The sequence below is a fragment of the Paraburkholderia kururiensis JCM 10599 = LMG 19447 genome (genome assembly GCF_003986935.1).
In the GTDB taxonomy this organism is placed as follows: Bacteria; Pseudomonadota; Gammaproteobacteria; order Burkholderiales; family Burkholderiaceae; genus Paraburkholderia; species Paraburkholderia kururiensis.
Map to the genome: position 1 here is coordinate 63532 of NZ_RJZE01000008.1, position 21663 is coordinate 85194.

13 protein-coding genes, 1 tRNA gene and 2 pseudogenes are annotated in these 21663 nt (G+C 65.1%); 11 read left to right on the top strand and 5 right to left on the bottom strand.

The window, feature by feature from the left end; genetic code table 11:
- The first annotated feature begins 82 nt into the window (after positions 1–82).
- The gene (selA, locus tag PKKP23_RS11410; protein WP_126876962.1) at positions 83–1561 is read left to right on the top strand and encodes an L-seryl-tRNA(Sec) selenium transferase; all 1479 of its coding nucleotides are present in this window, start codon (positions 83–85) and stop codon (positions 1559–1561) included.
- Positions 1558–3480, top strand: a complete 1923-nt coding sequence (gene selB / locus PKKP23_RS11415; RefSeq protein WP_126876963.1) for a selenocysteine-specific translation elongation factor — start codon at positions 1558–1560, stop codon at positions 3478–3480. Before selA ends, selB begins: the two co-directional genes overlap by 4 nt.
- Positions 3481–3483: 3 nt before the next feature.
- Here the strand turns inward: selB and PKKP23_RS11420 are convergent, their stop codons facing one another.
- Together PKKP23_RS11420 and PKKP23_RS11425 are read right to left on the bottom strand one after the other, a co-directional pair.
- The gene (locus PKKP23_RS11420; RefSeq protein ID WP_126876964.1) at positions 3484–3879 is read right to left on the bottom strand and encodes a cupredoxin domain-containing protein; all 396 of its coding nucleotides are present in this window, start codon (positions 3877–3879) and stop codon (positions 3484–3486) included.
- 87 nt (positions 3880–3966) lie between these two features.
- Complete coding sequence (locus tag PKKP23_RS11425) at positions 3967–4980, bottom strand: metallophosphoesterase family protein (RefSeq protein WP_126876965.1); 1014 nt, start codon at positions 4978–4980, stop codon at positions 3967–3969.
- A gap of 206 nt (positions 4981–5186) precedes the next feature.
- Here PKKP23_RS11425 and PKKP23_RS11430 point away from each other — a divergent pair.
- Positions 5187–5282: transfer RNA gene (locus PKKP23_RS11430), tRNA-Sec, on the top strand.
- Between the two features lie 387 nt (positions 5283–5669).
- On the opposite strand, the gene PKKP23_RS34305 is transcribed toward PKKP23_RS11430, so the two are convergent.
- Positions 5670–6119 (bottom strand): hypothetical protein, encoded by a 450-nt coding sequence (locus PKKP23_RS34305; protein WP_205703002.1) that lies wholly within the window; start codon positions 6117–6119, stop codon positions 5670–5672.
- Between PKKP23_RS34305 and PKKP23_RS11440 the strand changes: the two genes are divergently transcribed.
- The 8 genes from PKKP23_RS11440 to PKKP23_RS11475 all read left to right on the top strand — a co-directional run bounded on the left by PKKP23_RS11440 (position 6024) and on the right by PKKP23_RS11475 (position 20901).
- A complete protein-coding gene (locus tag PKKP23_RS11440; RefSeq protein WP_338120149.1) occupies positions 6024–6497 on the top strand; it encodes a GNAT family N-acetyltransferase in 474 nt (157 codons plus the stop codon). The genes PKKP23_RS34305 and PKKP23_RS11440 overlap by 96 nt on opposite strands.
- A 162-nt stretch (positions 6498–6659) precedes the next feature.
- Complete coding sequence (locus PKKP23_RS11445) at positions 6660–6974, top strand: DUF6916 family protein (protein ID WP_126876968.1); 315 nt, start codon at positions 6660–6662, stop codon at positions 6972–6974.
- Between the two features lie 33 nt (positions 6975–7007).
- Positions 7008–7622, top strand: coding sequence for a phage tail protein (locus PKKP23_RS11450; protein ID WP_126876969.1), 615 nt, complete (start codon positions 7008–7010; stop codon positions 7620–7622).
- A 49-nt stretch (positions 7623–7671) separates the two neighbouring features.
- Entirely contained in the window at positions 7672–14814 is a 7143-nt protein-coding gene (locus tag PKKP23_RS11455) for a DUF4347 domain-containing protein (RefSeq protein ID WP_126876970.1), read from the top strand.
- Between the two features lie 50 nt (positions 14815–14864).
- Positions 14865–16430 (top strand): TolC family protein, encoded by a 1566-nt coding sequence (locus PKKP23_RS11460; protein ID WP_126876971.1) that lies wholly within the window; start codon positions 14865–14867, stop codon positions 16428–16430.
- Complete coding sequence (locus tag PKKP23_RS11465) at positions 16427–17272, top strand: efflux RND transporter periplasmic adaptor subunit (protein ID WP_033350876.1); 846 nt, start codon at positions 16427–16429, stop codon at positions 17270–17272. The genes PKKP23_RS11460 and PKKP23_RS11465 overlap by 4 nt, the downstream gene beginning before the upstream one ends.
- A gap of 14 nt (positions 17273–17286) precedes the next feature.
- The gene (locus tag PKKP23_RS11470) at positions 17287–18750 is read left to right on the top strand and encodes an efflux RND transporter periplasmic adaptor subunit (RefSeq protein WP_126876972.1); all 1464 of its coding nucleotides are present in this window, start codon (positions 17287–17289) and stop codon (positions 18748–18750) included.
- Between the two features lie 39 nt (positions 18751–18789).
- The gene (locus PKKP23_RS11475) at positions 18790–20901 is read left to right on the top strand and encodes an HlyD family efflux transporter periplasmic adaptor subunit (protein WP_126876973.1); all 2112 of its coding nucleotides are present in this window, start codon (positions 18790–18792) and stop codon (positions 20899–20901) included.
- A gap of 192 nt (positions 20902–21093) precedes the next feature.
- Here PKKP23_RS11475 and PKKP23_RS34510 read toward each other — a convergent pair.
- Both PKKP23_RS34510 and PKKP23_RS11485 read right to left on the bottom strand, forming a co-directional pair.
- Positions 21094–21294, bottom strand: a pseudogene (locus PKKP23_RS34510) (amidase); the annotation flags it as partial.
- A gap of 22 nt (positions 21295–21316) precedes the next feature.
- Positions 21317–21637, bottom strand: a pseudogene (locus PKKP23_RS11485) (transporter); the annotation flags it as partial.
- Positions 21638–21663 lie beyond the last annotated feature (26 nt).

Sequence of the window (21663 nt, forward strand, 5' to 3'; positions counted from 1 at the left end):
CGGGCAAAGACAAAACACGGAGAGGCGGGGCGTGGGCGAAGTGGCAGAGCATCAATCGGGCGAAGAGCGGGATGAGGGTGGTATGAGCGGCTGCACGAGCGGCGGCCGTGACCTCAAGGCGCGGCTCGCGTCTATTCCCTCCGTGGAGCGCGTGATCGCGTCGGCTGCGGCGCAGCCGCTCGTTGCCGAATATGGCCGCACGCAGGTGCTTGCCGCGATTCGCGAGACGCTCGATAGCTGGCGCCGCGACGTCCAGACCGGCAAGCCGGCCGCCGCCGACAATGCGCCATTCGACGAGACCCGCGCCACAGCCGCGGCAGCGCAAGTGCTTGCCGCACGCGCGCAAAGCCGTCTGCGCAGCGTCTTCAATCTGACCGGCACGGTGTTGCATACGAACCTGGGCCGCGCGCTGTTGCCCGACGAAGCCGTGCGCGCTGTCGTGCGTGCGCTCACGCAGCCCATGAGCCTCGAATTCGATCTCGCCACCGGCCGCCGGGGCGAACGCGACGACCTGATCGAAGCGCTTGTCTGCGAACTCACCGGCGCTGAAGCGGCCACCGTGGTCAACAACAACGCGGCCGCCGTGCTGCTCACGCTTTCCGCGCTGGCCACGAAGAAGGACGTCATCGTCTCGCGCGGCGAACTCGTGGAGATTGGCGGGGCGTTTCGCATTCCCGACATCATGAGTCGTGCCGGCGCGAAGCTGCGCGAAGTGGGCACGACCAACCGCACGCACCTGCGCGACTACGAAGAAGCCATTGGCCCACGCACGGGGCTGCTGATGAAGGTGCATTGCAGTAACTACGCGATCTCGGGCTTCACGAAAAGCGTCGAACTCGATGAACTCGCGCCACTGGCCCGCCAGCATGAGTTGCCGGTTGCGGTCGACCTGGGCAGCGGCACGCTCGTCGATCTCGCGCAGTTCGGCCTGCCCGCGGAGCCTACCGTGCGCGAGACCATCGAAGCCGGCGCCGACGTCGTGACGTTCAGCGGCGACAAACTGCTCGGTGGCCCGCAGGCCGGTTTGATCGTGGGTCGTGCCGACCTCATCCGCAAGATCAGAAAGCATCCGTTGAAGCGCGCGCTGCGTGTGGGCAAGCTCACGCTCGCCGCGCTCGAACCGGTGCTGCAGCTTTACCGCGCGCCGGAGTTTCTGCGCGAGCGGCTCACTACGCTGCGCCTGCTCACGCGGCCGGGCGAAGAGATGCGCGCGAGCGCGGAACGCGTGATGCCGGCGCTGCAACGCGCGCTGGGCGACGCGTATAGCGTGAGCGTAGAGCCGATGTTCAGCCAGATCGGCAGCGGCGCATTGCCCGTGGATGTGCTGCCGAGCTTCGGGCTCGTTGTGCGTAGCGGCGGCGTCCTGGCTGCAACGCATCCAGCCGCAGGCAAGCGCCCAGGCCGTGGCCGCGCGCTGATGAAGCTCGAAGCTGCGCTGCGCGCGTTGCCGCGGCCGGTGATCGGCCGCATTGCCGATGATGCGTTGCATCTGGACCTGCGTTGCCTCGAAGCCGCGGACGAGGCGGCGTTCGTCGCGCAATGTGTGGAGTTGCGTCTGTGATTGTCGGCACGGCAGGCCATATCGACCATGGCAAAACCACGCTGGTGCGTGCGCTGACGGGCGTGGATACCGACCGGCTGAAGGAAGAAAAGGCGCGCGGCATTTCCATCGAACTGGGCTACGCGTACACGCCGCTCGCGAACGGCGACGTGCTCGGCTTCATCGACGTGCCGGGTCACGAGAAACTGATTCACACGATGGCGGCGGGCGCGTGCGGCATCGACTTCGCGCTGCTCGTTATCGCCGCGGACGATGGCGTGATGCCGCAAACGCGCGAGCACCTCGCGATACTGCAACTGCTCGGCGTAACGCGCGGCGCAGTGGCGTTGACGAAAGCGGATCGCGTGGATGCCGCAAGACGCGAGCAGGTGCGCGCCGAAATCGCAGCGTGGCTCGCGGGCGGCCCGTTTGCGGACATTCCCGTATTCGAGACCTGCGCGACGATACCGAACGATCCCGGCGTAGCAGCGCTCGACGTATATCTGCGCGATACGGCCATCGCGTTCCGTGCGCGTCGCGACGACGGCCTGTTCCGCCTCGCTGTGGACCGCGTGTTCACGCTCGCAGGCCAGGGCACGGTCGTGACGGGCACTGTCTTCGCGGGGCGCGTAAGCGTAGGCGATACCCCGATACTCGCGCCCGCGGGGCGTGCCGTGCGCGTGCGCAGCATTCACGCGCAGAACCGCTCCGCGGATGTGGGCCATGCGGGCCAGCGTTGCGCGCTCAATCTGGCGGGCATCGACAAAGATGCCATCGCGCGCGGCGACTGGATCGTGGATAGCGCGCTCGCCAGCGCGTGCGAACGCATCGACGTCGAACTCACGTTGCTCGACGATGCGGATCTCACGCTCAGGCACTGGTCGCCGCTGCACGTGCATCTCGGCACGCTGCATCGCGTCGCAAACGTTGCACTGCTCGAAGGCGACACCCTGGCGGCAGGGCAGACCGCGCGCGTGCAACTCGTCTTCGATACACCCGTCTGCGCGTTGCCGGGTGACCGCCTGATCGTGCGCAACGCACAGGCCACGCGAACCGTGGGCGGCGCGCGCGTGCTCGACCCGTTCGGCCCGGTGCGCAAGCGGCGCACGCCTGAGCGAATGGCATGGCTCGACGCATTGCGTAGCTGGCTCGATACCGGGCGGATCGAACCGCTGCTCGACTGCGCGCCGCGCGGCCTGACGCGTTCGATGCTGATGCGTCTGACGGGTTTGCCCGCGAATCTGCTCACGTTACCCGTCCATGCCATCGAGGTGCCGCTCGCGGGCAAAGACGGCGACGACGCGGTCATCATCACGCGCGGCCACTGGACACACATGCGCGAGCAGACGGTGGCCGCGCTCGAGGCGTTCCACACGCGCTTTCCCGACGAACAGGGCCCTGACAGCGCGCGTTTGCGGCGCATGTCGGCGCCGCTCGCCACCGATGCGCTGTGGCGTGCACTCGTCGATGCCGCTGTACGCGATGGCCTCATCGCGAGGAGCGGGCCGTGGCTGCATCTGCCTTCGCACAGCGTGGCGCTGGATGCTAACGAGGAACGGCTTGCCGGCGTGCTGCGACCGCTGATCGCCGCCGGTCGTTTCGATCCGCCCTGGGTACGCGATCTGGCTCGTACAACGAACGAACCCGAGGAAAAGGTCCGCGCGCTGCTGCGCAAGCTGGCGCGGCTCGGCGAGGTGTACCAGGTGGTGCGCGATCTTTTCTACCATCGCGACGTGGTACTCGAACTGGCCAGGCTCGTTGCCGGACTCGCGCGCGAACACGGAGGCGCGGTGAGCGCGATGACATTTCGCGATGCCACCGGGCTGGGCCGCAAACGCGCCATCCAGATCCTCGAATTCTTCGACCGCATCGGCTACACGCGCTTTCACCGCGATCTGCATCTGCTGCGCGCCGACAGCCGCCTGCACGAACTGCTTTGATGCCTACTTCACGACGATCACGCCTGTCATGTGCGGATGAATCGAGCAGAAGTACTTGTAGGTGCCCGGGGTGCTGAAGGTGAAGGAAAACTTGTCGTCCGAATCCATGGGCGGCGACTTGAACGTGCGCGGGTTCGCGTCGTTGACCACAGTGTGCGCAATGTCATCGCGATTCACCCACGTGACGGTGGTGCCTTTCGTCACCGTGAGCGTGGCCGGGCTGAACGCGAAATTGTCGATATTCACCGTATTGGGCGACGGTTTGGCCGCGTCTGCGGCGAAGGCCGCGGGTGCGACGGGAAGCAGCGCGAGCGCGGCGCACAGGAGCGGTACGGCTGGCGTCATGACGTTGAATCGCCGAACCATGCGCGACGCCACGGCTTTCACGAAGGACTTCATGGGTTTCTCCAGGATTTCTTGAGTGATGGACGGCACGTAGCCGTTCAAGGCAATGCGACATAAGGGCGATATCGACGCGAGTAACGCTCACGCCCCAAGCGGCGAATCGACCAGCGCCAGGTCCGTGCGGCCCGGCACGAAATTCACCGTGCGTACGCCGAGCACCGCATGCAGGCGGTCTTCGGGTACCTTCATCGGGCCCGGCCCGGGACCGACGCCAGGCGCTGCGATGGGAAACGCCGTCGACATCGCCGAATGGAAGCTCACGTTGCCTTCCACCTTCTGGAGTACCTGGTGAATGTGGCCGTTGAGTACCGTGACCGAACCGAAGCGCTTGAGGTAGCCGAGCGCCTGTGCGCTGTCGTCCGTGCCCCATCCCCATTCCGGATATAGCGACCACAGCGGAATGTGCGTGAACACCACGATTGGCGTGCTGCTCGTGCGGCCACGAAGATCCCGTTCGAGCCACGCCAGCTGTTCCGCGCCCAGCGAGCCCAGGCCGCCGCTCTTCAGGTTCAGCACGTTGACGAGCGCGACGAAGTGCACACCGTTTTGATCGAAGCTGTACCAGCCCTTGCCGCCGGTGCCCTTCGAAAAGCGCTCGAAGAAGGGCTGGCCGTCGTCGATCAGCACGTCGTGCTCGCCGGGAATGTAGTGCACGTCGAGCCCTGCGCCACGCACGATCTGCTCGGCCGTATCGAATTCGGCGGGCCTCGAAAGTTGGCTGACGTCGCCGGTATGAAGCATGAAAGCGGGCGGACGAGGCAGGGCCTTGATCTTGTCGATGGCTTCTTGAAGCGTTTTCTCGGGCGTCGGGTTCGGCTGCTTGTTGAAGCCGATATGACTGTCGCTGATCTGCACGAACGTAAGGGCGCGCTCGTCGGAGGTGGCACCCCAGGCATCGCCGACGATGCCCAGCGTTCGCGGTACACCGCCGCTCAAGGTCCACGCGACGCCTGTGCCGGCCCACGCCATGCAGGTGAGGGCACGGCGGCGCGCCTTGCCGTGCCCCGTGAGATCGCCGGGCGGGTTTCCCAGGTCGTCGCCATGGCCCGCGTCCATGCGAGCGGGTGCGCGGTCGGGCATTTTGTCGTCGTTCATCGTCGCTTCCTCCGGTCTTTCCGGTTGAGGGAGACAGCCGGCGTGTGCGGCGTCTGACTGTGATACCGGAGGTGCGCGCAGATTATTCCCGGCGCGCACATAGACAGGCAGCGTGCGATAATTCGGCGCTCGCAGGCGGACCGCATTCAAGGCGCGGCTTATGGCCGAACCGGATTCGACCACCGTCGCCTGCAGTTCTCTCCGAAGGAAGGCATTCGTATCCGGTGGTGCGGCTGGGCTTCAAACCCAGTAGGGGACGTCAGCCGTTCCCTTGTAGGTTCGACTCCTGCTGCCTTCCGCCACATGGGCTTTCCAGCCTGTTCCGCTCTCTTCCGCTGTTGTCCTCCAGGCGGCTGCACCGCCTCACGAAGAATTTCGTTCTCCATGGTTTTTTCCCGAGCCGGCGTTGCTGCCGACGGTCCAGTGCTCGGAAGGCTGGTCACTGGAGGCGATGTTGTCCGGCACATTGAGCGCAGCATGAACGTGATCGCCGCCCCGATGGCTGAGGGACTCTCGCATCGTTTGATACGGGTGTGCTGCCGGGGCCGAGGCTGGTGAAGCAGGTGTGGTTCTAAGGGCGCGCGTCCACGACGGCGCCCCTTCTCCCAAGGTTCTTCTTCGTCGGACGCCCGAATTGGGCGGAATGTCGCGACAATGTTGGTGCGCCACGAAAACGCAGCAACACGCCCCTATTTAAGAGCAAAAAAACATTCAATTAATCGTCGCAGCGGCCGATAACGCATATAGGCCCTTTTCATCGAAAGGCCGTAAATGTCGATCAGGGTATTCACGTAGGAGACGTCGTATCGGCGCGGTTGCGACGGTAGTATCTCTAGACTAATATCCACATCGCCTTTATCAGTTTTCCAGGGCCGGTCGACACAGTCTTTCCATCGATTGGTTGAGTTTGTCCGTGCAAGGAAATGAGATATCAGATGGCCGATAGCATCGATGGCGCTCTGGCCGCCACGCAACAAGGCGTGGACGATGCTGATCGTGTGCGCATCAGGCCTGCGAACGATCGTGACCGTGCCTTTCTGTATATCGTTTTCGAAAGCACGCGCGCGCAGGAATTCGCCCACGTAGGCTGGAGTGCGGAGCAAATCGCGGCATTGCTTGCCGATCAGTTCTCGATGCAAGACAGGTATTACCGGCAGCATTATCCGCACTGCCGTTTCGACGTCATCATGCTTGGCGAGAATCCGATCGGGCGTCTTTATCACCATTGGGGCGGCAGCGAAGCGCGCCTGGTCGACATCGCACTGTTGCCCGTTCATCGCGGCGCGGGCATCGGCACGCGGCTCATGCGCGCGTTCGTGGCGCAGGCGGCGGCACGGGAGATGCCCGTGATGCTGTACGTCGAGATGAACAATCCGGTGCGAGGGCTTTATCGTCGGCTCGGGTTCGAGCCGACGGGCGAGAACGGGATTTACATGCAGATGCGGCGGCCCGTCATGCGGTTCGATGATGCGGATGTGACGGACATCGAAGGACTCGCGCAAGGCGATGTGAGCTAGCGCGTATGCGTTTCAGCGTTCGATGAGCGGCTCGCTTGCGGACGGCTGCATGAAGTGAAGGATGCGACGGTAACAACATAGAACACGGCCGGCAATACCGGCCAGATACATAACGAACAACGAGCGAGGGCTTGTTTGCTGTCCATCCCTACCCATGCCGAGTTGCTCGATGCCATCGGGCAGCGTTTCACGTTTGGCGCCGCCGACGGGCAAACCGTCGACGCGGTGCTGTTGCATGCGAACGCCGGCATTCCCATGAATGACAGTTTTGTCTGCTACGCGGCGATGTTCGAACTTCCCGCGGGCATTTCTCTTTCGCAGGACGTTTATCGCATCGGTTCACCCGCTGGCCGAGCGTGGGATTTGCTCGCCACGCCGACGCGGCCCACCGAGGACGGACGATCGACGCTCACTGTCGTTGTGTACGCTCGTGCCGACGAGCTGGCCAAGGCGGCCGGCTCATCGGACGTGACGTAAGACGATTTACCTTTCTTCGACAGGAGGCGTTCGATGAGTGATCCGTATTTGGGCGAGATCCGCATGGTGGGCTTCAACTTTGCGCCGACCGGTTGGGCTCAGTGCCAGGGGCAATTGCTGCCCATTTCGCAAAACCAGGCATTGTTCGGGCTGCTCGGCACGTACTACGGCGGCAACGGCGTGTCGAATTACCAGTTGCCGAACCTGCAAGGGCGCACGCCCGTGGGCGTCGGGCAGGGGTTGGGATTGTCGAATATCGATATCGGCGAAGTCGGCGGGACGGAGAACATCGCGCTCACGACGGAGAACATGCCGCAGCACACGCACGTGGCGACGGTCTCCGGCGGCGGCGCCGTGACGGGTGCGATTTCGATCCCGGCGACGACGTCGACCCAGGGCGAAGGCGGTGTTCCGGGGCCGACCACGGTGCTCGGGCCATGCAATGCCGGGGGGCGGCCTGCATCGCTATACAGCACGGCGACCGACAACGTGACCAGCCTGAAGCCGTTCAACGTGAATCTGCAGGCCAGCGCGTCCACCGTTCAAAACAGCATCATGGGGGGCAGCGTTCCCTTCGCGTCGCGTAATCCGTATCTCGGCATCAACTTCATCATTGCGCTACAAGGGGTCTTCCCCTCGCGCGGGTAACAGAGGAAGGGCGCGCCGCGCTGCGGCGCGCTTCAAAGGACATCAAGCGATGAAACTCGCCGCCAGCCTCACGAAGCTTCTCGCCGCGATCCGCGGATCCGGCGCGAGCACGCGCAGCGCACAGCCTGCGTTGCCCGCGCCGCTCATCGTCGCGCTCGAGCCGCGCATCGTCTATGACGCGTCCGCTGTTGCGATCGGGGCGACCGTGACGGCCGCTCAGCATCCGGCTGCGCAGGCGAATGTCGGCGATGCCGGTTCCGCACACGCGTCCGCGCAGACCGGCGTCGCTGAAGGGGCGGCGGGCCACGCGCCGGCGTCCAACGCGGCAGCGTCGATGCGCGCCGTGCAAGGCAACATGAACGAGGCGTCGAACGGCGTCGCGGGCGATTCCGCCGCAATGCGTGCCGTGCATGGCTTCACCGATACGGCGGCGCAGTCCGGGGATCGTCAGGTTGTCTTCGTCAATTCGAACGTCGCTAACTATCAAACGCTGCTCTCCGGCGTGCCGCAAGGAACGCAGGTCGTCGTTCTCGATTCGTCGAAGGATGGCCTCGTGCAAATCGATCAATACTTGCAGCAGCACCCGGGCGTCAGTGCGATTCATCTCGTCTCGCACGGGTCCGACGGCAACGTGCAGATCGGCAGCACGTGGCTCAACGCGGGTGACATATCGGCGTATAGCGCCGAGCTTGCGCAGATCGGCGCAGCCATGAAGCCCGGCGGTGACTTTCTGATTTACGGCTGCGACGTCGCTCAAAATGCGGACGGCAAGGCGCTCGTGCAGCAGATCGCCTCGGTGACGGGACTGAACGTGGCGGCGTCGACCGATGCGACAGGCGCAGCTGCGTTGGGCGGCGATTGGTCGCTCGAATATGATGCGGGCGCTGTGCATACGTCGGTGATTTTTTCATCGGCGGCTGAGCAGCAATATGGCGCATTGTTAGCAGTGGCGAATGAAACGTATGACAGCGAACTCGGCTACGTTACGCCAGGCGGCGCATCGGGCGTTACGTCGTTTTCGCTCGGCGCCTTCACGTACACGATGGATCAGGCCGTCGAGTTTGCCGTCGACAGTACGACCGTCAATCAAGGCGGCACGCCGCCGTTGAGCACGGGTTCGACCGATGGGGTGCTGTTCGGCAATGTGCAGAACACCCAGTTGACGTCGATGACGATGACGTTGACGAACGGCGACAAGATGGCTGTCCAGAGTTTCGATGTCGACACGTTCGGCGGAGCGGTGACTATCGAGGGACTGAATTCGTCCGGTACCGTTGTCGCATCATTGGCAATCAATGGTTCCACGAGTCATGTGGATCTTTCGAGCAACGCGGGATTTGCCGGTATTACCACCCTGAGATTGCGCGAGACGGACGGCTTTTTCCTGTCGCCGACACTCAACAACTTCACCTATGTCGATCTGTCGTCGCCGCCGGTCGTGACGGCTAGCGGCGGCAGCACCGCTTTCGTCGAGGCGGATAACACGGCATCGACGCCCGTGGCAGTCGATAGCGGGCTGACGTTGACCGATGGCGATGCGACCACCGCGAAGCAGGGCACGGTCGGCATTACGGGCAACTTCTCGAGCGGTCAGGATGTGTTGGCGTTCACCAACACCAGCGCCGCGCTATACGGTGACATTTCCGCCACCTACAACGGCAGCACCGGCGTGCTGACGCTTACATCGGCAAGCGGCACCGCATCCATCACGGCATGGCAGAACGCCTTCCGGGCGGTCACCTACACCGATACGGCTGTGTCACCGAACACTTCGACACGTACCGTCAGTTTCACGTTGACGAGTGACGCCTATTCGTCTTCCAGTAACACGGTCACAAAGAACGTGACCGTCGCGGCAACCGATCAAACGCCGATCGTCGCGACGACGGGCGGCACGACGAACTACGGCGACGGGGGGGCGGCCGTCACGATCGACAGCGCCGTCTCGGTCAGCGATTTGGACAACACGACGCAATCGTCGGGCACCGTATCCATCTCCGGCGGCTTCCATAGCGGCGATACGCTCTTGTTCACGAACAACGGCTCCACGATGGGCAACATCACGGCCTCGTACAACGCGGCGACGGGCGTGCTGACGCTGACGTCCGCCGGGGCGACGGCCACCGATGCTCAATGGGGGCACGCGCTGTCGGCGGTCACCTTCTCGAGTTCGAGCACGACGCTCGGCGCGCGGACGATTTCCTTCGCGACGAGCGACGGCACGAAGACGAGTACAGCGGCAACCGATACGGTCAATGTCGTGAACCCTCTTCAACTGACGGCGGATTCAGGTTCGGCCGCATTCGTGGCCGGCGACAACACCGCGTCGACGCCGGTAGTCGTCGATCCGGGGTTGACCGTGACCGATTCGGCCACCGGTACGCTGTCATCGGCGACCGTCACCATTTCGGGCAACTTTACGAGCGGCGAAGACTTTCTGCAGTTCACGAATGACGGCTCGACGATGGGTAACATCACCGCGGCCTCGTTCAATCAGATCACCGGAACATTGACGCTCACTTCGGCCGGCTCGACGGCAACGCTCGCGCAATGGCGCAGCGCGCTCGATTCGATCAAATACACCGATGTGGCGGTGACGCCTAATGCCCTTACGCGCACCGTGAACTTCACGGCGGTGGACAGCGCCGGCAACACGAGCAGCACGGTCACGCGCGACGTAACCGTGACGGCGACCGATCAAACGCCGATCGTGACGACGACGGGGGGTACGACGAGCTACGTGGGCGCGTCCTCGGCCGTGAGGATCGATGGCGGCATCTCGGTCAGCGATTTGGACAATACGACGCAATCGTCGGGCACGGTGTCGGTCTCGGCGGGGTTCCACAGCGGCGATACGCTGAGTTTCACCAATGACGGCTCGACGATGGGCAACATCACGGCCTCGTACAACGCCGCGACGGGCGTGCTGACGTTGACGTCCGCCGGGGCCACGGCCGATATGACGCAGTGGGCTGCAGCGCTGAAGGCCGTCACGTTCTCGAGCACAAGTACGACGTACGGTAGCCGGACGATCTCGTTTGCGACGAGCGACGGTACGAAGACGAGTGCCGCGGCGACCGACACGGTGAACATGACGGCGCCGCCGGTCATCACAACCGACTCGGGGTCGGCAGCATTCGTCGCGGGCGACAACGCGACGTCGACGCCGGTGGCGATCGACTCGGGCTTGACGGTGACCGACGGCAGCGCGACGACGTTTGGGTCGACGACGGTCGCGATCACCGGTGGCTTTCACAGCGGCCAAGACGTGCTCGCGTTCACGAACGATGGTTCGACGATGGGCAACATCACGGCGTCGTACAACTCGGCAACGGGTGTGATGACGCTGACTTCATCGGGGGCGACGGCAACGCTGGCGCAATGGCAGAGTGCGTTGCGTTCGGTGACCTATACGGACTCTCTGGTCACGCCGAACAATGCGACGCGTACGATCAGCTTCTCGGCCGTCGATGGGGCAGGCAATACGAGCGCCACGGCGACGCGCACGGTGACGGTCACCGACACCGATCAAACGCCGATTGTGACGACGACGGGCGGCACGACGAACTATGTCGGGGGCACCTCGGGGGCGACGATCGACGGCGGTATCTCGGTCAGCGATCTGGACAACACGACGCAGGCGAGCGGGACGGTCTCGATCAGCACGGGTTTACACGCAGGCGACACGCTGACGTTCGTCAACACGAGTTCAGTGACGTTCGGCAATATCGTCGGTTCGTACAACTCGGCGACAGGCGTGCTGACGCTGACCTCCGCGGGGGCGACGGCCACCGATGCGCAGTGGGCGAGCGCGCTGTCGGCCGTGACGTTCTCGGCGGGTTCGAATGCGACGCCGGGCAACCGCACGATTTCTTTTGCGACGAGCGACGGCACGAAGACGAGCGCCACGGCAACGGACACGGTCGCTGTGCTCGGTCCGCCCACGATCGTGACCGATTCGGGCTCGGCTGCTTTCGTGGCAGGCGACAACACGGCATCGACACCGGTGGCCATCGATTCGGGGCTGACGCTCTCCGATGGCGCGGCTTCCACGCTATCGTCGGCAATCGTCGCAATCACGGGCAATTTTCATTCGGGCGAAGACGTACTCGCGTTCACGAACACGAGCGCAGCGACGTACGGCAACATCGCCGCGTCGTACAACGCGGGCACAGGCGTGTTGACCCTGACGTCCTCCGGCCATTCGGCGACGCTGGCTCAATGGCAGGCCGCACTCGATGCCGTGACTTACACCGACACGGCTGTTACGCCGAACAACGCGACGCGCACGATCAGCTTCACGGCGGTCGACACGGCCAGCGTCACGAGCAATACGGCGACGCGCACGGTCACCGTGACGGACACCGATCAAACGCCGATCGTCACGACGACAGGCGGCACGACGAGCTACGTGGCAGGCACGTCGGGCGCGACGATCGACGGCGGCATTTCAGTTACCGACCTCGACAACACGACGCAATCGTCGGGGACGGTCTCGATCGGCACGGGTTTCCACGCAGGCGACATGCTGACGTTCGTCAACACGAGCTCGGTGACGTTCGGCAACATCGTCGGTTCGTACAACTCAGCGACGGGCGTGCTGACGCTGAGCTCCTCGGGTGCGACGGCTAGCGACGCCCAGTGGGCGAGCGCGCTGTCGGCCGTGACGTTCTCGGCAGGGTCGAGCGCAACGCTGGGCAACCGCACGATTTCGTTCGCGACGAGCGACGGCACGAAGACCAGTGCGGTGGCGACCCACACAGTGGACGTGGTGGGTCCGCCCACGATCGTGACCGATTCGGGCTCGGCCGCATTCGTCGCGGGCGACAACACGGCATCCACCCCGGTGGCGATCGATTCGGGGCTGACACTCACTGACGGCGCGGCCTCCACGCTGTCCTCGGCGACCGTTGCGATCACCGGCAACTTCCAGTCGAGCGAAGACGTGCTCGCGTTCTCGAACACGAGCGCGGTGACGTACGGCAATATCGCCGCCTCGTACAACGCCGCCACAGGCGTGTTGACCCTTACGTCCTCCGGCCATTCGGCGACGCTGGCTCAGTGGCAGGCTGCGCTCGATGCCGTGACGTACACCGACACGGCCGTTACGCCGAACGCCGCCACCCGCACGATCAGCTTCACGGCGGTCGACACGGCCAGCGTCACGAGCAATACGGCGACGCGCACGGTCACCGTGACGGACACCGATCAAACGCCGATCGTCACCACGACAGGCGGCACGACGAACTACGTGGCGGGCACGTCGGGCGCGACGATCGACGGCGGCATTTCGGTTACCGACCTCGACAACACGACGCAATCGACGGCAACCGTTTCGATCGGCACGGGCTTCCACAGCGGCGACACGCTGACATTTGCCAATACGAACACGACGACGTTCGGCAACATCGTCGGTTCGTATAACTCAGCGACCGGTGTGTTGACACTCTCGTCGGTCGGTGCGACCGCCACCGACGCCCAGTGGGCGAGCGCATTGTCGGCAGTCACATTTGCCACCGGCCCGAACACGACCTCGGGCGACCGCACGATTTCGTTCGCGACGAGCGACGGCACGAAGACCAGCGCGGTCGCATCCGATACGGTGCACATCGCTGCGCCGGTCATCACGACCGATGCCGGATCGGCGGCTTTCGTGGCCGGCGACGGGACAGCCTCCACACCCGTCGCCGTCGATTCGGGTCTGACGATAACCGACGGCAGCAGCAACACCCTCAGCTCGGTCACGGTCAGCATCTCGAGCGGGTTGCATAGCGGCGAGGACGTGCTGGCATTCACGAACGACGGCGCGACCATGGGCAACATCGACGCGTCGTACGACGCGATGACGGGTGTCATGACGCTCACCTCCGTCGGCGGCACGGCCACACTGGCGCAATGGCAGAGCGCGCTGCGGTCGGTGACCTATGACGATACCGCGCTCACACCCGACCGCACGACGCGCACGGTGAGCTTCCAGGCCATCGACGGCGGGAACAATACGAGCGTAGCGGCGACACGGACGATCACGGTGACCGATACCGACCAAACGCCGGTCTTGACCGTCAGCGGCAACGTGTCGTTCACGGCGCGAGGCATCGGCTCGACACCGGTGGCGGTGGCCCCGCAAGTCACGATCAGCGATCTGGACAACACGACGCTTGCATCGGCTCAAGTGTCGATCACGGGCGGATTCGATTCGTCGAACGATACGCTTGCCTTCACGGGCAACGCGGCGACGGGCAATATCGCGGCGAGCTACAACGCCGCGACGGGTGTGCTCACGTTGACTTCCGCCGGCGGCACGGCGACGATCGCGCAATGGACCGCGGCCCTTCAAGCGGTCACGTACTCCGATCGAGCACAAAACGCAGGCAGCAGCCGGACGGTGACCTTCACGGTCAACGACGGCGTGAAGTCGAGCGCGGTGGCCTCCAATACGATCGCGATCACCAACGCGCCCCTGTTCCCGCCGATTCTGCCTTCCCCGCCGCCAACGATCGTCGATACGTCGGGGGCATCGCATACTTCGCAGTTCACGGGCGACGACAATACCGCGCCTCCAGACGTGCTGGACGAGTTCGATCAATCGTTGCCGATCGGTTCGGTGCCGGTCGTCACGACCATGACGTTCATGGATCCGAACGCGCCGGCGAATATGCATTCGCTCGATCATGCGTCGGTGCCGCGCTTCGATATGACGGCGCTCAACGCTTTGATTTCGATTTCGCCCGTCGACGCGCCGCTCGCACTGCCCGACGTTTCGATCACGATTGCGCCGAACGACCCGTTCTCGGTTGACGTCGCGACGCTGCTGCCGCCGTCCGAAGCGATGCACGGCGGCTCCGACGTCACGGTGCAACTCGCCAACGGCCGCTCGTTGCCCGGTTGGATTCACTACGACGCGGCGAACGGCGTGCTGCGCGGCGAGCTGCCGCCGGGCGTCGAGGACGTGCATATCGTCGTTCAGACGCGCGACGCATCCGGCCACGAAACGCGCCGCGAAATCGTGCTCGCGCCGCACGGCCCGCACGGTGTCGCCCATCCGAAGACACCTGGCCATGCAGCGCTGGTCGAACCGACCGTTGCACGTGCGGCGCGCCCCGTCGGCAAGCCTTCGCTCGATCAGCAGTTCGCGCAGGCGCGCGCGGCGCTGCATGTTACGAATCCGATCGACGCCGCGCGTCGCGTATGAATTCCCGTCATCCGTCTAGACCAATGAGACTACAACCGACAGTTGCCGAAATGATGCCTACGCCCGCGTTGGCGCCCGCCGCAAACGCCTCGTGCGAAGCCCGTTCCAAACGCGCAATGCGTCCGACGCTGATCGCGATTTCGGTGGCCGCTTTGTGGCTGTCGGGCTGCGCGATCAAACCGACGCCGTTCACCGACGCCGAGCGCGCGCAAAGCGCCCAGGCCGATCGCACGGCGATGTTCGCGGACCAGCCGCCGATCACCGGGCCCGTGACGCTCGAAGAGGCCATGGCGCGCGCGATCCGTTTCAATCTCGATCATCGCCTGAAGATGATGGAAGAGGCGCTGGCGCAGAAGCAGCTCGACGTGGCGAACTTCGACATGCTGCCCCGGCTGACCACGGCGGCCGGCTATACGAACCGAAATCATCCGCTCGCCTCCGAATCGATTTCGCTGCAAACGCACCAGGTGTCGTTGGAGCCGTCGTACTCGACCGATCAGAACGACCGCACCGCCGATCTGACCTTCTCCTGGAACGTGCTGGACTTCGGCGTCAGCTACTTCGAGGCCAAGGAGCAAGCCGACCGCGTGCTCGTCGTCGAGCAGCGCCGGCGCAAGGTCGTGCAACTGATGATGCAGCAAGTGCGCGAAGCCTACTGGCAAGCGGTAGGCGCGCAGCGTCTCGAGAAAAGCGTCGGGCCGCTGCTCGGCCAGGCCCGGCAAGCGCTCGAGGACTCGCGCAAGTCGCAGCAGGAAGGCTTGCGTTCGCCGCTCGACACGCTCGCCTATCAGCACGCGCTGCTCGACATCATGCGTCAGCTCGAAGCGGTGCGCGACCAGCTCGATGAAGCAAAGCCGCGGCTCGCCTCGCTGATGAACATCGCCCCCGGCACCGATATCACGCTCGCGCCGCCCGAGGGCTTCTCGGTTCCGACGTTCGACATGCCGATGGACCGTATGGAAGAGACGGCGCTCGAGCGCCGGCCGGAACTGGTCGAAGCGAGCTACAACGAACGCATCAGCATCAACGAGACGCACAAGGCAATCGCCAAGCTGTTGCCCGGCATCGAATTCCAACTGGGCGCGCACTACGACAGCAACAGCTTCCTTGCTTATCACGCGTGGCGCGCGGCCGGCATCAACGTGAGCTGGAACTTGCTCAACTTGCTCAACGCCAGGAACATTCGCGGCATGGCCGACGCTCAGCGCGACGTTGCGCGGGCGCAGCAGCTCGCACTGTCGATGGCGGTGCTCACGCAAGTGCATGTCGCGCGTGCGGAGTTGAGCGCGAAAGAGCGCCAGTTCGATCTGTTCAAGCAGATCAACGACGTCGACGGGCAAATCCTGCAGCACACGCACAACGCCACGATCGCCAATGCGCAAGGCAAGCTCGAGGAGATTCGAGCGGCGACATCCGCGATGATGTCGGAGCTGCGCCTGTATCAAAGCTACGGTGAGCTGGAAAGCGCTTACGGTCAGATGCTGGCGACGCTCGGCCTCGACCCGCTGCCGACCGAAGCCGGCCAGGGCGATTTGAAATCGATCGAGCAATCGATCGACCAGGAGCAAACGCGCTGGGCCCAATTCGGCCACGCGGATGGAGCAAGAACGCAATGAATCGATGGTGCATGGCAGGGCTGCGCAGCGCGGCCTTGATGGTAGTGGGTTTCAGCTGTTTGGCCGGTAGTGCGCGAGCCGCAGGACCGCAAGCCCCAACCGCGGCGCCGGCGTTGCCGAATGCGTCGACGACGCCTGCGGCGCCCGGCGTTTCCTCGGCCGCTCGCGCCGACGACGACGGCCGTATCCGCGTTCAGCTGGTCGCGCGCGATCAAGTCGACGTGTCGAGCGAAATCAGCGCGAAGATCGCCTCCATGCCGTTTCGCGACGGCGACGCGTTCCGTGCGGGGCAGACGCTCGTCTCGCTCGATTGCTCGCTCTACGCGGCGCAACTGCGCAAGGCTCAGGCCGAAGCCGAAGCGGCCGTGCAGCTCAAGCGCGTCAACGATCGCCTTTCGCAATTGCATTCGATCGGCGAGATCGAAGTGCAGGAAGCCGATGCCAAAGCGAAGGCCAGCGCGGCCGAGGTCGCCTACATGCAGGCGACGGTGCGCAAGTGCGGCATTGCCGCGCCGTTCGACGGACGCGTCGTCAAGCGCAGCGCCTCGGCCCAGCAGTTCGCCGAACCGGGCAAGCCGCTCCTGACGATCGTCGACACGAGCCGCCTCGAACTGAAGATGATCGTGCCGTCGAAGTGGCTGGCCTGGCTCAAGCCCGGCCACGCGCTGACGGTCAGCGTCGATGAAGTCGGCAAGAGCTATCCGGCCACGGTGGCCCGCATCGGCGCGCGCGTCGATCCCGTTACGCAGACGGTAGACGTGACGGCCGCGCTCGCTGCCCACACGCCCGAGCTGTTGCCTGGCATGAGTGGCTGGGCGCGGTTTGCCGCCGCCGGTCGTTAGATGGTAGCCGCGCGATGAACGCCCCGCTGCGGATCGAAGCGAGCGCGCTCGCCCTCCTATGGCAATTGTCGGCGCGCGCACGCGAGGCGTCGAGCGAGGAGACGCTTGGTTTCGTCGTCGTCAACGAAACGCTTTCGCTCGTACCGTACCGGCAGGCGGCATGGTGGCGCGCGCCGGCGCCTGTGCCCGGCGCGGTGGCCGCGGTGTCGGGCTTGCCGCAAAGCGATCCGGGCGCGCCGTATGTGCAATGGCTCGGCGAGGTATGCCGAGCGCTGGAACGGCGTGTGCATTCTGCGTCGCCCGCGGCGTCCACCTCGCAACCTGACCCGGCGATGGCGGCCGGTGGCGAAGCGCACGTGAACGTGGCCGCGGACGCGCCGGCGCAGAGCGCCGACTCGCCGCCGCCCGCATGGCCGCGCGTTTTCACGGCCGATAGCCTGCCCGATGCGCTTGCGGCCGAATGGGACGCCTGGTGGCCGACGCACGCGCTGTGGGTGCCGCTCGTCGATCGGACGGGCCGCTCGTTCGGTGGGGTGGTTTTCGCGCGCGAAGAACCGTGGACGCCTGTCGACGAAGCGCTTCTCGCCGAACTCGCGCGCGTCTGGTCGCATGCGCTCGCGGCGTTTTCTCCCCGGGCTTCGTGGATACAGCGCGCCAAACTGGCGCTGAGCGTGGGTAAATACCGGCGTCGCATGCTCGTGGCGCTCGCCTGCGCGCTTGTCGTGCCGGTGCCGCTCACGGTGCTCGCGCCCGCCGAGGTCACGGCGAAAGACCCGTTCGTCGTGCGCGCGCCGCTCGACGGCGTCATCGACCATTTGTTCGCGCAACCGAACCAGCGTGTCGCAGCCGGCGCCCCGCTGTTCGCGCTCGATTCCACCGCGTTGGCTTCGCGCTTTGCGCTGGCGAATAAAAATTACGCGACGGCGCAGGAAGAATATCGGCAGACCGCGCAGCTCGCCGTCACCGACGACAAGGACCGGCTGGACATGGCGCTGCGCAAGGGCAAGCTCGATCAAAGCGCGGTCGAACTCGACTACACCGCGCGCGAACTGGCGCGCGTGAGCGTCAATGCACCGCGCGCCGGCGTCGCCGTCTTCTCCGATCCGAACGATTGGAACGGCAAGGCGGTGTCCATCGGAGAAAAGGTGATGCTGCTGGCCGATCCGGCGCATGTCGAGCTGACGGCCTACGTGCCTGCCGCGGACAATGTCGACGTCGTGCCGGGCGCGAGCGTCACGCTCTATCCGAAGAGCTCTCCGCTCGCCTCATACGATGCGCGCATCGATACGGTGGCCTATCGCGCCGAGCCGACGCCCGAGGGTGTCGTCGCGTATCGCCTCAAGGCGACGTTCACGGGCAGCGTCAAGCCGCCGCTCGGCGTGATGGGCACTGCGCGCATTCACGGCCGATGGGTGCCGCTCGCCTACTATCTGTTGCGCCGCCCGCTGGCGACCGCGCGGCAGTGGCTCGGCTGGTAAGCCGCGCACGGCCTCCGCTTTCACTGACGCAGCGCACTAATGGCACGCCTTCCGTCCCTACGCCAGGAACTGAGCCTCACGTCCGGTGCGGCCACGCCGGAAGGCGCACCCACGTGGATGCTCCACGACCCCGCGGGGAATCGTTTCTTCCAGATCGGCTGGCCCGCGTTCGAGATGCTCTCGCGTTGGCCGCTCGACGACCCCGAGGCGATCGTGGCTTCGGTCAACGCCGAGACCACGCTCCATCTGACGATGGACGACTTCGAGTCGCTCGTGCGCATGCTGCACCATCAGCACTTGCTCGTTGCGACGAGCCCGGCCGATACGGGCCGGCTCGCGAGCGCCGCCGCGGCGCATAAGCTCTCCCACGCGATGTGGCTGCTCAAGCATTACCTGATGATCCGCGTGCCGCTTTGGCGCCCGATGCCGTTCCTGCGGCGCTTCGCTCGCTATGCCGAAATCGCCTATCGGCCGGCGTTTTGGATGGCCGTGATGCTGATAGCGCTGACCGGCCTCGTGCTCGTGTCGCGCCGCTGGGACGAGTTCATCCACACGTTTCATGCGTATGCCGACCTGCGCGGGCTGATCGCGGTTGGTGTGGCGATCGGCTGCGCCAAGGTGCTGCACGAGTTCGGACACGCGTTCACGGCGCATCGCTACGGTTGCCGCGTGCCGACGATGGGCGTCGCGCTGCTCGTGATGGTGCCGGTGCTCTATACCGATACGACCGAAGCGTGGAAGGTGCCGGGGCGCGCCGAGCGGTTGCGGATCGGCGCGGCCGGCATGCTGACGGAGCTGGCGTTGGCCGCTTTGGCGACGTTGGCCTGGAGCGTGCTGCCCGACGGGCCGCTGCGCGCCGGCGCGTTCCTGCTTGCGACGACGACATGGATCGGCACGCTGACGATCAATGCAAGCCCGTTCATGCGCTTCGACGGCTACTTCCTGCTGTCGGATTGGCTCGACATGCCGAATCTGCACGACAGGGCGTTTGCGTTCGGCCGCTGGTGGATGCGCGAGCGGCTGTTCGGTTTTCGGGATCCGCAGCCCGAGCCGTGCGCGCCCAAGCGCCGGCGCTTCCTGATTGCCTTCTCGTTTGCGACCTGGCTGTATCGGCTGGTCGTGTTCTTCTCGATCGCTCTCGTTGTCTATCACGCGTTTTTCAAGGCGCTGGGCTTGATGTTGTTCTTCGTCGAATTCGGCTGGTTCATTGCGCGCCCGATCGTGCGCGAAATCGCGGCGTGCTGGCGTCGCCGCACCGATCTGCATTGGCGGCGCGAGACGCGGCGCACCGCGTTCATCGGCGTGCTGCTTCTCGGCTTCTTCGTGCTGCCGTGGCACGGCGGCGTCAGCGCGCCGGCCGTGCTCGGGCCGTCGCGCGCGCAAGGGCTTTATGCCCCCGAAGCGGCTTACGTGACGGAGCAGGCGCCGATCGCGCGCGACGGGCAGCGCGTTCATGCTGGCGATGTACTCGCGGTGCTGGCGTCGCCCGATCTGACGCATCGGCTGCAAGCGGCGCGGACCGATGAAGCGCTGCTCAACTGGCAAGTCGAGCAGCAATCGTTCGACGGCCGCTTGCTCGAGCAGGGTGTGGCGCTGCGACGGCGCTGGGACGCCGCGCGCGAAACCGTGGCGGGACTTACCGCGCAAGTCGCGCAATTGACGCTGCGCGCACCGTTCGACGGCGTCGTGCAAACCGACGATGAACTGGCGCCGGGCACCTGGTTGCCGCGCGGTGAGCACGTTTTCGATGTCGTTGGGCCGATCGGCGTGAAGGGGGAGGCATTCGTCGGCGAAGACGACGCTGCGCGCGTCGCGGCCGGCGACCGCGTCGACTTCGTGGCGTCGTTGCCGGAACTCGGTGCGGTGCGTTGCCGCGTGACGGCGGTCGACCGCGTGAACGTGGCGACACTCGACACGCCTTCGCTCGCGAGCGTCTACGGCGGCCCGCTGCCCGTACAGCAGCAGCCCGGCACGCATCAACTGGTGCCGCTCGCGGCCATCTACCGGGTGCGGATCGACGAATGTCCGGCCAACGAGGCCTGGCCACGCGAGATCGACGGCACGGCAACCATCGGCGGGGCGCGCCAAAGCTTCGCATGGCGCGCGCTGAAGCATCTAGCGTCGGTGTTTCAGCGGGAAGGGGGAGCGTAAGCACCTCCGAGGATTCGCGCGCGATGCACGGCGCGCGGAACGCCTGTCATGCAGTACCCGGTTTCCCCCGTAAACGCCGGGATCGGTTTATCGAGGTAGCCGCAGATGCTTTGACGCGAAGTATGGCTAGGATCATCACGAAGCGTCGGCATACGTCGCGATGCCGGCGCGGTGGAGCGTCCTTCGGATAGCTTACGACGTCGGACCGCCAACGGAGATCGGTGGTCGTCGATCGGACCAGGGCGCAGCCCGCTCGAGCTGCGCCGCAAGCGAAAACAGCAGCGACTCTGCGGCGAACGCACCTGCGAAATGACTGCCGACGGGCAGCCCCTTTTCGTCCCAGTAAAGCGGCACCGACATCGCCGGTTGTCCCGTCGCAATGAACCAGGCCGTGGTCGTTGCTCAGCTGCCGCTCGAGGTAGCCGCCGAGGCCGGCGGTGAACGGGCCGATGTGCTGGCCGATCGCGAACTCCTGCCGGAACCCGGTGCCGCTGCGGTAGTTCGTTGCGTGGTTCGTCGTGTTCTGATCGATCTCGATGCTGGTCGAGATTTCGAATCCGCTGTTGGTGATGTACGTCGCGCCGATGATCGGCGAGAAGGTCCAGTGGTTGACGCCCGGGTTGAAGAGGCGCGTGGCGCGATAAGAGCCCGTCGGCCGGGCGCGGCAGCTGCGATGGGCGAGGCGTAGGGCAGGAGGGTGCGCTGCATGGATTTTCGGGCCGTCGGCGATGGTCACCGGCGATCTTGCGCAAACAAAAAAAG

What these genes read in the sequence shown, in the direction of transcription:
- selA (WP_126876962.1), top strand. Translation starts at nt 83, where the DNA reads ATGAGCGGCTGCACGAGCGGCGGCCGTGACCTCAAGGCGCGGCTCGCG.
- PKKP23_RS11420 (WP_126876964.1), bottom strand. Translation starts at nt 3,879, where the DNA reads ATGAAGTCCTTCGTGAAAGCCGTGGCGTCGCGCATGGTTCGGCGATTC.
- PKKP23_RS11425 (WP_126876965.1), bottom strand. Translation starts at nt 4,980, where the DNA reads ATGAACGACGACAAAATGCCCGACCGCGCACCCGCTCGCATGGACGCG.
- PKKP23_RS11450 (WP_126876969.1), top strand. Translation starts at nt 7,008, where the DNA reads ATGAGTGATCCGTATTTGGGCGAGATCCGCATGGTGGGCTTCAACTTT.
- PKKP23_RS11455 (WP_126876970.1), top strand. Translation starts at nt 7,672, where the DNA reads ATGAAACTCGCCGCCAGCCTCACGAAGCTTCTCGCCGCGATCCGCGGA.
- PKKP23_RS11460 (WP_126876971.1), top strand. Translation starts at nt 14,865, where the DNA reads ATGATGCCTACGCCCGCGTTGGCGCCCGCCGCAAACGCCTCGTGCGAA.
- PKKP23_RS11465 (WP_033350876.1), top strand. Translation starts at nt 16,427, where the DNA reads ATGAATCGATGGTGCATGGCAGGGCTGCGCAGCGCGGCCTTGATGGTA.
- PKKP23_RS11470 (WP_126876972.1), top strand. Translation starts at nt 17,287, where the DNA reads ATGAACGCCCCGCTGCGGATCGAAGCGAGCGCGCTCGCCCTCCTATGG.
- PKKP23_RS11475 (WP_126876973.1), top strand. Translation starts at nt 18,790, where the DNA reads ATGGCACGCCTTCCGTCCCTACGCCAGGAACTGAGCCTCACGTCCGGT.